At 60.8% G+C, this 12,661-nt stretch carries 12 protein-coding genes; 5 read left to right on the top strand and 7 right to left on the bottom strand.

Annotated elements, in window-relative coordinates; translation table 11 throughout:
• The first annotated feature begins 81 nt into the window (after positions 1-81).
• Both ACYVK3_RS19925 and ACYVK3_RS19920 read left to right on the top strand, forming a co-directional pair.
• Entirely contained in the window at positions 82-573 is a 492-nt protein-coding gene (locus tag ACYVK3_RS19925; RefSeq protein ID WP_460499095.1) for a hypothetical protein, read from the top strand.
• 76 nt (positions 574-649) lie between these two features.
• Entirely contained in the window at positions 650-1,462 is an 813-nt protein-coding gene (locus tag ACYVK3_RS19920) for a hypothetical protein (RefSeq protein ID WP_460499094.1), read from the top strand.
• Here the strand turns inward: ACYVK3_RS19920 and ACYVK3_RS19915 are convergent.
• The 5 genes from ACYVK3_RS19915 to ACYVK3_RS19895 all read right to left on the bottom strand — a co-directional run bounded on the left by ACYVK3_RS19915 (position 1,384) and on the right by ACYVK3_RS19895 (position 7,480).
• The gene (locus tag ACYVK3_RS19915; protein WP_460499093.1) at positions 1,384-1,842 is read right to left on the bottom strand and encodes a hypothetical protein; all 459 of its coding nucleotides are present in this window, start codon (positions 1,840-1,842) and stop codon (positions 1,384-1,386) included. The genes ACYVK3_RS19920 and ACYVK3_RS19915 overlap by 79 nt on opposite strands.
• Before the next feature lie 286 nt (positions 1,843-2,128).
• Entirely contained in the window at positions 2,129-3,907 is a 1,779-nt protein-coding gene (locus ACYVK3_RS19910; RefSeq protein ID WP_460499092.1) for a DEAD/DEAH box-containing ATP-dependent helicase, read from the bottom strand.
• Positions 3,904-5,940: an AAA family ATPase gene (locus ACYVK3_RS19905; protein WP_460499091.1), complete on the bottom strand. Its 2,037-nt coding sequence runs from the start codon at positions 5,938-5,940 to the stop codon at positions 3,904-3,906. Before ACYVK3_RS19905 ends, ACYVK3_RS19910 begins: the two co-directional genes overlap by 4 nt.
• Positions 5,941-6,458: 518 nt before the next feature.
• Positions 6,459-6,935: a hypothetical protein gene (locus ACYVK3_RS19900; RefSeq protein ID WP_460499090.1), complete on the bottom strand. Its 477-nt coding sequence runs from the start codon at positions 6,933-6,935 to the stop codon at positions 6,459-6,461.
• Positions 6,932-7,480 (bottom strand): transposase, encoded by a 549-nt coding sequence (locus tag ACYVK3_RS19895; RefSeq protein WP_460499089.1) that lies wholly within the window; start codon positions 7,478-7,480, stop codon positions 6,932-6,934. The genes ACYVK3_RS19900 and ACYVK3_RS19895 overlap by 4 nt, the downstream gene beginning before the upstream one ends.
• A gap of 77 nt (positions 7,481-7,557) precedes the next feature.
• On the opposite strand from ACYVK3_RS19895, the gene ACYVK3_RS19890 reads away from it, so the two are divergent.
• From ACYVK3_RS19890 to ACYVK3_RS19880, 3 genes are all read left to right on the top strand, one after another.
• A complete protein-coding gene (locus ACYVK3_RS19890; protein WP_460499088.1) occupies positions 7,558-7,680 on the top strand; it encodes a hypothetical protein in 123 nt (40 codons plus the stop codon).
• 10 nt (positions 7,681-7,690) lie between these two features.
• Positions 7,691-8,347 carry a dTMP kinase gene (locus ACYVK3_RS19885; RefSeq protein WP_460499097.1) on the top strand — a complete coding sequence of 219 codons (657 nt, stop codon included), beginning with the start codon at positions 7,691-7,693 and terminating at the stop codon, positions 8,345-8,347.
• A gap of 690 nt (positions 8,348-9,037) precedes the next feature.
• A complete protein-coding gene (locus ACYVK3_RS19880; protein WP_460499087.1) occupies positions 9,038-11,092 on the top strand; it encodes a tetratricopeptide repeat protein in 2,055 nt (684 codons plus the stop codon).
• Between the two features lie 28 nt (positions 11,093-11,120).
• On the opposite strand, the gene ACYVK3_RS19875 is transcribed toward ACYVK3_RS19880, so the two are convergent.
• The gene (locus ACYVK3_RS19875; RefSeq protein ID WP_460499086.1) at positions 11,121-11,924 is read right to left on the bottom strand and encodes an IS5 family transposase; all 804 of its coding nucleotides are present in this window, start codon (positions 11,922-11,924) and stop codon (positions 11,121-11,123) included.
• A 74-nt stretch (positions 11,925-11,998) separates the two neighbouring features.
• Positions 11,999-12,619: a class I SAM-dependent methyltransferase gene (locus ACYVK3_RS19870; RefSeq protein WP_460499096.1), complete on the bottom strand. Its 621-nt coding sequence runs from the start codon at positions 12,617-12,619 to the stop codon at positions 11,999-12,001.
• Positions 12,620-12,661 lie beyond the last annotated feature (42 nt).

Raw genomic sequence — 12,661 nt, 5'->3', positions numbered from 1 at the left:
CGGCAGGCTAGCCTCGCCCTCGCCGCATAGGACGGTGTCAACATCAAAGGGGTAAGCCCCCTGTCAGTCGACATCGAAACGTTGGCCGGGGAAGACACCGGCCGGGTGCCGACGCTGGAGGGCGACCCGATCAGCCTGGGCAAGGCCCGCCTGCTCGCCTGCGAGGGCCTGGTCATCCCCAACGTGTTCAACTACCGCACCGGCGAAGCGCTCGAACTCGGCCGCGCACTCCGGCTCCCCAACAGCGCACTGCGCAGGAAGCTGGAGTTGGAGCAACCCGGCGGGTGCGCCTGGAACGGCTGCCTCGCACCCGTCCAGTGGACCGAAGCCCACCACATCCGCCACTGGTCTAAGGTTACGAATTTACGGCCTGCGTTTGCCCTGGCCATAGCCTATCATCTGCCCGAAAACGCCATATTTGTGGACCTGCACTACTTGTGCGCGAATTTCGAAGTTTCAGTCCACCGAGGCCGTCGACTGGGCCATGCAGCGGTGGGCGTCACGGCGAAGGACTCGGGCTCGGCGAACCAGTCAATCGGGCGGCAACCGGCCGCGTCGATCCGCGTCCAGTAGTGCAAGGACGCCGCCAGGATGAAAGGTATAGTAAAGAGGTGACAGACGCAAAGACCTCGGAACGAGCAGTTGAACTATGACGAACTGCTCCGCTTCGAATCGAATCCGAAATCACAAGCGAACATCGACCACAGCGAGCAACTCTCTGGACCCTAGCGGCAAATGGAAGTCCGACTACAACCAGCTCGACCGAGCAACCGCTTGGCGCCTGCTCTATGAGCAGGCGGCCCTCTGCCGCTCTCTGTCCCTGCTCGCCGCAGAGCCGCTTGTGGCCTGGGAGTCGATGGCGCTCAACACCCGAGCGATTGCGGAGCGCTCTTCGCGAATCGTCTGGCTCTTGGACCCCAGAGCAACCCATCGCGAACGCTGCATTCGCGCATTCATCATGGATCTTGCCAGTAATCATTACCTGGTGAGCGGCCGATTGATCGACCGTAGGGACCTCGATCAAGCCGCCGAGAAGGCTGGCAGCAAGCGGCGGGTCAAAGAACTCAAGAAACTCGCAACCGAGATGTTCACCAGCTCGGAGTTCAAGGACGATCCCGGCAAGTGGCACATCGAAAAAGAACGCTACCCAAGCTGGACTGATGCCCTCGTACTCTGGATGGATCGGAACGGACAAGTTGCTTACGACGGCGAGGCCCTCTACAACATGCTCGCTATTGCCTCGCACCCGCAAGGACTTACCGTTAGGGCTGGGGCGCGCTGGAACCCAGCGGCCGGTCAGTACCAACTGCCCTTCATCGAGGTTGAGAAGATGCTTCGCCTAGCGATCACATTCTTCTACTCGTCACTGCGCCAGTACGCCAATTACCACGGCGTGAGTGACGAGCACTTCACGAACTGGGAGGGTGAAATCGAAGAAATCTTCCCTGGAATCTTCACGTAGTTCCAGACCGGAGCAGCGCCGCAACTGATTCCAACTACCGGCATGCCGCGCTCGGCCAGCAGCCTGGGGATCTGCCAGATCCGGGCGGCCTTGGCGGCCACGATGAGCGCCATTGCGACCAAATCAACCATCTCGTCATCGAGCTTGGCGGCGAACGCTCGCAGTCCTTCGTCGCCGTGTCCTCCTCGGAGATCTTCCGCGAGCTGTCGGACTTCCTCCTTGATCGCTGGCGGCGGGTACGCGGCGGAGCGCTGGATGGCCTGCTCTAATCCGGCCGCGGCCGTGATGACCTCTTGAAAGGACTCAGCCCACGCGTCTATTGCGTCGATCTTCGCCAGTTCGGCCCGGAACACGCGGTTCCCGCCGAACAGGACCGGCACGTACCACACCAATGCCGCAGTACCGGCGGCGGCGACCGGCCATCCGGTCCGCCACCAGATCAGGGCCCCCGGCCGTCCCTGCTGCCCCGCTCCAGGCCCACCGCGCCCGGTCCGCCCAACGGGTTACCCCGCCGGGCCGTGCGGCGGTAGGATCACCCGGATCGAGGAATTCCACCGCTGCGTTCGGCTCTTGGCGAGCTGGACGACCAGGTCGAGTGAACCGCCGATCAATTCGGCAGTCGCCTCCGGCTCATACCTCGCAGGAGGCTTGCGCCGTTCGCGATTCTTACAGCCCCACGCAACCTGTCGGCGTCACCTCATCCGCGTATTCGATGCTGAAGACGTTCTCATTACCGGCGAGGTCAGTGAGGGTTGCGAGCGCGGTGTCGTCGAGTTCATGTGTGAAGAGCAGTACCAGGTTGTGTCGGGCGCGGGAGGCGGCGACGTAGAACAGGTTCCGTGAACGCTCGTAACTGGCGAGCTCGCGGCCTTCAAGTATCTCGCGACGGCCGTGCAAGGAGAGCATTTGGCCGAAGTTGTACCTTGACCAACTGCGGCTCAGGACGGCGACGACGTTGTCGAATTCGGTTCCTTTGACGCCGTGCTTGGTGGAGAAGCCGGTTTGGTCGTCGGTATAGGTCTTGAGTGCTCTGATCTCGCTATATGGTGCTGCGCGAAGATTCTGTAGCCGGGTGAGTTTCGAGTCCAAGGGCTGAGCCGCCGCGTCGGCGATTTGAGCTGTCGCCGCTGCCAGATTGCGGTGGAGCTCCTGGACGGGTCTGGGCACGGTGAACAGGTGCTGTTCGAGCACGAGGTCGAGAACGTTGCCGATGCTGCCGCGCTCGCACTGGTCGGTGAGGGATTTGAAGAACGTGCTCCAGCTGCGTTTGTCATCGTTGGTGCTGAGCGTCGGTCTGGCCTGGTTGAGAGCGGTGAAGAGTGCCCCGTATCGACGGTGTGTGAATGCGTCGACGGCGGGTTCGATGACGTCGACGAGGTAGGCGATCACCTCGTCGCTCTTCCTGATGTAGCGGTCGCTGTCGCCGAGTGCCGCGGCGATGGTGCTGTAGCCGAGCTCGTTGGCGATGGCGGCGTTGGAGAGCATCAGTGTCTTGGTCTCCTGCGATGGGCGATTCCAACGCGCCTGCTGCGCATGGGCGAGCGCCCAGGTGAGGGTCGCTTGAGCTGCCTGGGGCGATATCTGGCCCTTGGCGGGGCCCTTTCCTCGCTGACCCGACCATGCATTGGTGTAGTAGACGGTCACCGTCCCAGCGGCGGCACCGGCGGCCGGAGCTTGGACGAGTTCGGGCCGCAGCCGGTTGAGGAAGGTTACGATGGTCGCGTCGGATCGGAAGTTGGCGTTGACGGGAATCGTTTGGACCGATGAGTGCTCGATCGTGCCGGCAGAATCGACGTAGATGCGTTGCCAGTGGTCGCCGAAGAACCCGAATACTGGCGACCTCGAAGGCTGTGTCGGGTCGCCGAGCATCGCCTGAACCAGCTGATCGTTCGTGTCTTGGTACTCGTCGATGAAGATGATGGGATACCGGTCGGCGATGAGTTGACGGAACTTCGGTTTCGCAAACAACTCGACCGCCATATTGGGGACGTCATTGTGGTGCAACGTGATTGACCGGTCAGTCTTGGTGCGGAATCCGAGCTCGTACTCGACGGTGAAGCCATCGAGCAAGGTGGTGTCTTCGAGGTTCTTCCTCCAGTCGTCGGTCGCGAGGATGATCTCCCGCATGTCTTTCTGGAAGGGCTTGATCATTGCCCACAGGAAGCCGTGGATGGTATCGACGAACACCGCCGGGTGGGCGTCGGTTTCCTTGAGGATCTCCTCACGGGCGACGTTGGTGAAGGTCATGCAGGCGATCTGCTGGTCGGGTCGCGGCAGGTAGCGGGTCCGGTCCTTGAGGATGGTCTGCAATGCTCGTCTCAGCGCGGTGGTTTTGCCCGCGCCGGCGCCGGCCTCGAGTCGGAAGTTCGTACCGCTTTCAAGCGCTGTCAAGAGTTGCGCGAAGGCGCGTTCGGCGGCGGCTTCGGCGGTGGCCGGATCGTTCACTCGGCCGTCACCGTCCCCTCGCCGAGCGGTTGGTCGGTCAGCCTGGCGGGTGACGGGGTGGCTTGGAGCCACTCGAGTCCTCGTCTGATGTACCGGGGGGTCTGCCACTGCTGGTCTTCGACGGCGTAGGTCAGGGCGAACTTGCTCTTCTTGAGCTTGCCGGCCATCGCCATGCTTGCTTCCTCGGCTGCCTCGCGGTTTTCGGACACGGTGAATTCGAACGTGTCAGGATTAGCCAGGATGAACGCTTCTTCGAACGAGCGACCGCATGGGGCGCCATCCTGCTCGGGCACTTGGTAGGCCAAGTACATCCGGGGCCTGCTGATCTTATCGGTTTCGGCGGCTTCGAGGAGCCGCTGCGGTGTGATCGCTGTGTCCTGGAACCATTCCTTGATGGTGGCGTTGCTGGTTCGCTCGCCATCATGCACGAGTGAGCGTTCCCGCTGGTTGCCGCCCTCTTTCCTAGCGACGGGGTCGATGTCGGTGATGATCAAGGCGGGAATCCGCAGAAACTCCAGCAGCGGGAAAAATTTGCAGGCGTGTGCGCCACCGACCTCGAGCAGCGTCACGTACTGCCTGGAAAGCAGCGGGGTGGTCTTGTCGATCGCTCTGGGGACGATCAGTCGCTCGCTGGTGCCTTCGACGAAGATGGCCTTGTCGGCGAAGAACAGGTCCGATTGTGTCAGTGTCAGGTACTGGTGCAGGAAGTCTTCGTCCAAGTCTTCGGCTTGGCGCAGGTCGAGAATCGCGGCGCGCTTTCCCAAAGCGTCCGGCTGGTGAGTCTCGACCAGGAAGTAGCGGATCGCCGCGAACGGCGCTCGGTTGGCGATGTGCGGCGAGTGGGTGGAGACCATGAACTGGGCGCCCCATTGGCGGGTCAATTCATCGCGCTCGGGATACAGCGAGCGCAGCTCGCTGAGCCGCTCGATGAACATTTCCTGCATCTGAGGATGCAGGTGGGCTTCGGGTTCCTCGATGAACACCAGGTGGATTCCGGGAGTATCCCCGCGCGAGGCGTGCGCCCGGTAGAAGCTGAACAAGGTGAGCAGGATGAGCACAAGGTTTCTCGAGCCCAGACCGCTGTAGGACTCGGGCAGCGAGACACCAGCTGCGCCCTTGTAGTGCACCTTGGTGTGGTCGTTAAGCAGGGTCGTCACATCGAGGGTCGTCGAGGTGAGGAGTTTCTGGCCGTAGAGTCCGGGATACCCGAATTCTTCCAGCGCTGGTATGAGCGCGGCCATCGCCTTCTCGACCTTCGCGCCGAGTCCGTCCTGGATCTCTTTGATAGCCACTTCGAGTTCCAAGGTGATCATGCGATGGTCGGATTCCTCAGCAGTTTTCATCGCCGCCTCGAACAGGGACTGGAATCGGCGGCCGATCAGGTCCTTCGGACGGTCTTTCTCGTCATCGAGACCGCGCTGGGCGTTTAGGCAGTCGATGGTGATCAGGCGCTGTACTGCCGGGAAGTCCACTGACTTGGTGTTCGTGGCGTCGCCGGGGTCGACGGCGGTGATGGTTCGCTTATAGGTTGTCTTGATCTTGTCCTTGATGCGTTCGAGGAGCACCGGGAGCTCGATTTCTTGGGAGGCGTTGTCGGCTTCGGCGAATAGCTCGCTCAGTTGCCCGTCTTGGAGAGTGTAGGCGAGCTGGATGCGGACCTGGTGGCAGTCGGGGTCGAGATCGATGATGAACTCGGCTAGCGGTCCGAACTGGGGCAGTTCGCTGTCGTATTCGATGTCCAGCGTCACGGCAATCTTGGGCAGTGCTTCTCGAGCTCCAGCCTCGTCGCCGGCTTTGTACCGTTCGAAAGCGTTGTGAAACTGCGAGTAGGACTCCGCGGAGAAGTCCGCGATCGTGAAGCTCGGCTTCTCCGTCCGGCAGAGGCGGACCAGAATTTCGGCAAGTGAGGTTTTCCCGGTGTTGTTGCGGCCCACGAGCGCCGTGACCGTGGGTTCCAAGCCCAAATGTGCGTCTTTCAGCAACCGGAAGTTCTCGACATGGACGGAGGTGATCCGTGGGGCAGGTTGGTTCAATGGTTCCTCAGTGTCACCAGATGATACTCCGGCAACAAATGTACTTTCTCGCATGGTTGGCTCCGCGCTGAATCAGCAGAATTTCTTCGTGTTTGAACTGCACACTCAATATCGGATGCACGAACGGCCCACCGTTGAATGGTCTAGCAGCGACGCCTGATCGTTCCCGACCTCCGACGTCTGAAGTTCGGGCCGTATCAGTCCCCGTCATCTCAGCACCTTCGTGTATCCAGGGAGCGCGGAAGGCCACCTATCATGCGCGTCAAACCCTACCGGCCGGTATCACCGTAGAGCTGGGAGATTAGCGAGCCGTGGCATGCCGGCTAGGAAACCGATGACGTCGACACTACCTAGTATCTCGTAGCTTCGTTGATGAAATAGATCTGAAAGGACTAACACGTTTGTGGAGACCATGGACAGTCAACTTGGGGGAGCCGACTCCGCTGACGAGGGCCGGCTTCGACGCGGACGCTGTGGCGTGGATTGAGGGAGAGCATCCCCCACGGTTGCTGGACCAGCTAGATCGACTCCCGTTGAGCCAAACGTTCAGCGCCAGGTTCGTCTGATACGGCCCACCTGATGAGGACCTTGCCGTTGTCGCCAGCAGTACGGATGAGCAGCATTGTGAAGCTCTCACCCTGGCCGATCCTCTCACGCGCGTCGTCGTGTTCCTCAAAACGGAGGATCGGATCCGCCTCCACCTCGACGTGGTGCGCCGCTGGACCAGTATTGGTTGCCTTCCAACGATTCTTCGCTGTCTGTACCAGCGTCCAAGGACGCTGTCGCATTGCCTTCTCTGCGGCTTCACGGTCGGCACGCACCAATGTTGCCATCTCTTGGTCGGCCCTCGCGGACTTCTCAGCAGCATCGGCCGATCGAGTAGCAGCGTTTTTGCTCCAATGGGCGGAAATCGCCGACCAGATCGCGAATACGAGTGCCGCCAGCGCAATGAGCGACGGCACCAACCATTCGACGTTGTCCTGAATGAACTTCATGGATCAACGATACTGGCCACTAAATGGCCGAGCCGGTCGTCGCCCTCGGCGAACCACTCCTTGTGGAGGTAGACCTCGTAGTCGATCAACGCGTGACCCGCCCCGGTGGCCCATACCGCCCAAGTGGAGACCTGCGCGTTCTCGACCCGGCCCGCGGTGCCGGTGTACTGCCGGGCCGCCCCCAGCGAATAGCGGCCCTTCTTGAGGTCGCCGGTCTCGTCGAAGATCAAAACGCCCTCGCTCCCGAGGCGCTCGACGGCCAGGGCGCCGAGGCGGCACCGCAGCTCCCACTCCTCCCAGACCGCGCGTTCGAGCAGGTAGTGCAGCCGGTCCGGGCTCGAATGCCCGGCCCACTCGGCGATCGTCACGCAGTTCCTCCGCTCCAGGCTCGCCAGCAGCCCCCTCGTATAGTCGCGGGCGCTCATCCGGCACGGCCGGGAGCCGAACAGGTCGGCCATCGCCTCGAACACCGCCTGCCCGGCGGCCTCGAACGCTTCCTCAAGTATCCCGGCCTCAGCAGCCGCACTCGTCTCTTCTTGTCGCACAACACGAAGCATGCGAGAGCGGCTGTTCCTGCCTGCGCCCCAACCCCACCCGTCTCAGATCCTGTCACGAATCACGGATGGAGTACTATGCTGACCGGATCCGTCTCTATCCGCCCGCGATCATCGACGAGGACGACCTCATGCACGGCCTTGACATTCTGCAGCAGGTTCTGGTGACCGTGGGGAAGGCAATTGACTGACGTGGCTGACATGTCCCTGCTCACGCGTGCGCTTCCGCTCACCCCGCTCCCGGGGGGCGGCGCGTTGCTGACGTTCTGCGGTATCGACGGCTCCGGGAAGTCGACACTGGTGCGCGAGATCGAGGCGCTGTTGACGGCCGCCGGTCACCGCGTCACCGTCACCCGGTCCCCGACGAGGGCGGCGCTCGACATCCCCGCCTACAAACGCTACATGTACGAGCCGGAGTCGCGAGACCGGATCGACTACCGCGGGCTGGTGTGCGCGCTTACCGGTGATCGACTCCAACACGCGGCCGACGTGATCAACCCGTGTCTCCAGGCTGGTGAGATCGTACTCTGCGACCGATATGTCTACGATGCCCAGGCGCATCTCCTTGCTCGCGGTTACAGCGACGAGCCATGGTTCCTCGACATTACGCGACACCTACCCGCCCCGACACTCGCGATCCTCGCGTACGCGGACCTTGACACGTGTCTCGGCCGCGTGGCCGCGCGGCCACGCGGCGAGGAATCCTACATCGAAAGACCGTTCGTCGATCTGCTCCACGAGAATTACAAGCTCACGGCGAAGCTTAATAGCTTGACCATCGTTGACACGTCGCACGCGCCGGTCGCGGAGTCGGTCGACCTGATTCGCACCGAGCTACAAACACGTGGCCTTCCTTAGTACTCCATCCGTGATTCGTGACAGGTTCTGAGACGGGTGGGGTTGGGGCGCAGGCAGGAACAGCCGCTCTCGCATGCTTCGTGTTGTGCGACAAGAAGAGACGAGTGCGGCTGCTGAGGCCAGGATACTTGAGGAAGCGTTCGAGGCCGCCGGGCAGGCGGTGTTCGAGGCGATGGCCGACCTGTTCGGCTCCCGGCCATGCCGGATGAGCGCCCGCGACTATACGAGGGGGCTGCTGGCGAGCCTGGAGCGGAAGAACTGCGTGACGGGCGATCGAGGAGTCGTTCCAGCAGGCCAAAGGCCGCGTCGGCCTCGACCAGCACCAGGTCCGCACCTGGGAGGCGACCCACCGGCACCTCACCCTCGCCATGGCCGCCTCCCTGGTCATCACCCTGACGACCATAACCGCCCGCGCCGCCTGCCCGAAGACGACGAGCTCGACCGGCTCACGCTCCCCGAGACCGCGCATCTCATCGCCGCCCTGGCCCTGACCCTCCAGCACACCCAAGCCCACATCCTCGCCTGGAGCCGCTGGCGCAGACGAAAGAACAAGGCCGCCAGATGAAGCCACTACCACCGCCGCGACCAGCCAGAACCATGAATCTCACGGATCACGGATGGAGTACTAGCCAAACCGCGCCATGGTGAAGGGACAGGCCAGATTCAGCTGCCTTGCAGTCACCTGCCCTCATGTTGACGGCACTCTCTTCTATCCTTGAACTCAGCTCCTCGACGGCTTTGAATCCAGCCGAGGGCTGGGATGGCTGCCTTCTAGGAGGTCATGCAGTATGCCGGGATGCTTGGGGGATGACTGTGCCCGCACGACCTAGACAACATGTACTTGAGACTGAATCAGAACGAGTATTTGAATCTGCTCTCCCATCCGAGTGGGTGGCCCGACCGATACTGGGAGATTACGGAATAGATCGAGAAGTCGAGATATTTGAACACGGTCTAACCACGGGATACTTGTTCAAAGTTCAATTGAAGGCAACTGATATCGCCCCGGTAAATGGTTCGATCTCAGTTTCAATCTCGAAGGATACGCTTGCCTACTGGCGCAGCCTGGATATTCCTGTACTGGTAGTGCGTTACTCCGCGCATACGAAAGAGCTATATGTGCGTTGGGCGCACTCGTATGATCCGTATGGAACCGCTCCAGACGCGAAATCGTTGACCTTTAGGTTCACCCCGGCTCACCGTTGGTCTGAAGAGCAACCTTCAAAGCTCCACCGCGACCTTGAAGCCGTTCGCGCTATTCGCGCAAAATCAGTAGAAGGTCCACTTCCCGTGAGGGTCAGAGTGGATCCCAATGCCGGATTCCAGGCCAACTCAGTGACCTTTTGGGTTCGCCACTGGGCTGCATCGATAGAAGACTTGAGTGTCGTGGATGACTGCAAGACTCCAGCGTGTGTTGAAGTTGACGTGCAAAAGGATCGAGTCGCCGTTCGATTTCCGGGTGACATTGCGAGCCTAACTATCCACGACGTACCGGACCAGTACAGTCAAAGTTCCTCAGAGGAAATCTTTGCTTCTGATCTTTGTCTAGCCATTGGAGCGATATGTGCAAATATTGGATTGGCAAATCTTGCCGCGCGTATTGTGAATACGGTTCACCTCGACAGCCCTCTTATCATCGCAAGTCCTCTCCCGGGTCAAATCGCCGAACCCCTGATCGACGCCGGAAAGCTCTCTGAGGCTATTAAGATCGCTAGAATAATCTCGATATCACCTGTTGATTCGCAGCGTCGTTCGGCTAAATGGATAATTGGTCGAGTTTGTATCGATGATGGATTCAGCAGGCTTCCTGACGCAGAAATCCAGGCAATATGGGATTCCATGATCAACTGTGGCGCCCTGGAAACATTTCTCAAAAAGTTCAGTGATGCCGGATTGACTTGGTACAACCTTGGGCAGATTGCGCTTACGCTAAAACGACTGGACGAAGCACTTGAAGCATACAAGAAGGCTATTGAAAATTTCAAAGGATACGGGCGATCTGGATACTATTTTCGCGAGCGTGGGGATATTCATTTCCAGCTTGGTCGGCTTGAAGAGGCGGCAACGGATTATCGAAAAGCCGCATCGCTGGGCGATGCCCCTGAGGCCCAGTTCCTACTTGCGAGCACATTGATGCACCAAGGTCTGTACGAGGACGCCAGCAGAGTTTCGTTGGACGCTTACATCCCCAATATGCCTGAATTCTATGCTAATGGATGTCGCGTATTCCAAGTAGTCATCTCTCGGATCAACGATATGCTTGAGCTCTCTCAGCAGGAACGGTCGGTAGCCGATCGTGAAGCTGTAAATCGGGTAGAGAATCCATCGGCAACAGCCGAGGATGTTGTGGAGGTAGCGCGAGCATTCGATGGTTTGCACCCGAGCATTTGGTTGCGACTTGCAGCGATACTTGGAGCCGAAGGGCGCCTGTCCGAAGCATTCGAGTGCAGCCTAGTTGCTGCCTGGGTAGTCTCGGATAATCCGAAGCTCTGGGCCTGGGTAATAGCTGCCGGCATCGATGCTGAGGCTACTGAGGAGTTGCTTGAAAAGGTATGGCTGAAAGCGCAACATTTTGCCCCTACTCTCCCTAATGAGATTGAATCCTTGGCGCAGGATCTTCCAGAAAGGCCATCACAAGAACTTCGAGAATTGATGTTCCGTCTCGGTGATAGATCTATTCCATTTCCGCCACGAGTAGTGCGAGTTTTGAGTGACGACGAGGGAACGGAGGAAGCCGGAGCTTAGTCACTGAGTTCCAGACTTAGAGCTCGTTTCAAGTTGTTTGATTGAGGCGTCTCCAGCAGATGAGCGCGGCGGCGAGTTTGGTGAAGCCGTGATGGAGGTCGAGCCGGCGTTCCCAACGGACGGCGAGGCGTTTGAACTGGTGAAGGTGGGCAATGGCCTGCTCGACAACCCAGCGGATCGTGCCCAGGCCGATGATCTTCTTGCGGCCTCGTTGCGGAATGGTCGGTTCGATCCGTTTGGAGCGCAACCAGTCACGGAAGGCAGCCGAGTCGTAGCCGCCGTCCGCTAGGATCGCATCGGGCCTGCGTCGCGGGCGTCCGACCCGGCCCGCGACGGGTGGTATGGCTTCGGCCAGGTCCTGGGCGGCCTTGATGTCGGGCACATTGCCTGCAGTAGTGATGACTGCGAGCGGCAGCCCTGCGCCATCGCAGGTGATGTGGTGCTTGGAGCCGGGCCGGCCGCGGTCTACCGGCGATGGGCCGGTTGCGGAACCCCCTTTTCTTGCCCTGACATGGGAGCCGTCGAGGCAGACAGCCGACCAGTCGATCTGACCGAGCGCATGCAGATCGGACAGCAGCACTCGGTGGAGTTCATCCCACACACCGGCCTGACACCAACGACGGAATCGCCTCCAGCACGTAGTGCCGGATCCAAACCCGAGTTCGGTCGGCAGATGATTCCAGCTGATGCCGGTGTAAAGCACGAACAGGATGCCCTGCAGACACTTCCGGTCATCGAGCGGAATCGGCCCACGACGCCCTGGCCGGTAGGTCGGCAGCAGTGCTTCGATCCTGACCCACAGCCCCTCGTCAATCTCCCAGGGTTTCGCCACGCCTGTTCAACGAGCGTGCCTGAATCCGCGCAGCGCACCAGCAGTCCACCAACTGAGGAGCTTGGAGCCGGTGCTCAGGAGAGGCGGCGTGCGAAGAGCATCGCTTGCGGAACTTGCCCGTCCGGGTCGCACAGCCACTGGGCCTCGATCGCGAACCCGGCCTCCCGCAGCCAGGAGGCCACCTTGTCAGGCTCACGGTGGTGAACGTAGACCGACATCGGATGGCCTCCATACCCTTGCGTCTTCAGATGCGCGGTGTCACCGACATGGAACCCGAGCTGCAACGGTCCGCCTGGACGCAGGACTCGGTGAAAGTGCGCGAAGACGGTCGGCACCTCGTCGTCGGGGATGTGGATCAATGACCACCAGGCGAGCAGACCCGCCATCGAAGCGTCGCTCAGGTGCAGATCGGTCATCGAGCCCACCTCGAAGCGCAAGTCGGGGTGATCGCGACGGGCCACGTCGATCATCCCTGGAGAGAGATCGATGCCGAAAGCGTCGATACCGAGCCCGTGCAGGTGGGCGGTGACGTGTCCGGGGCCGCAGCCGACGTCTGCCACGGGCCCGCCGCCGGCGGTCCACACACGGTCGGCGAACACCTCCAGTGCGGCGCGTAGGTGCGGGCCACCGGCGATAGCGTCACGCAATTGCTCGGTATAGCTGCCAGCGACGGTGTCGGGGCTTACCCCTTTGATGTTGACACCGTCCTATGCGGCGAGGGCGAGGCTAGCCTGCCG

This window comes from Glycomyces tarimensis (assembly GCF_054776215.1).
Note: the sequence above shows the minus strand (reverse complement) of the source record. Positions and strands in the feature narration are given on the sequence as shown.

Coding starts and splice junctions, on each gene's coding strand:
- ACYVK3_RS19920 (WP_460499094.1), top strand. CDS start 650: ATGACGAACTGCTCCGCTTCGAATCGAATCCGAAATCACAAGCGAACA.
- ACYVK3_RS19900 (WP_460499090.1), bottom strand. CDS start 6,935: ATGAAGTTCATTCAGGACAACGTCGAATGGTTGGTGCCGTCGCTCATT.
- ACYVK3_RS19890 (WP_460499088.1), top strand. CDS start 7,558: ATGGAGTACTATGCTGACCGGATCCGTCTCTATCCGCCCGCGATCATC.
- ACYVK3_RS19885 (WP_460499097.1), top strand. CDS start 7,691: ATGTCCCTGCTCACGCGTGCGCTTCCGCTCACCCCGCTCCCGGGGGGC.
- ACYVK3_RS19880 (WP_460499087.1), top strand. CDS start 9,038: ATGTTGACGGCACTCTCTTCTATCCTTGAACTCAGCTCCTCGACGGCT.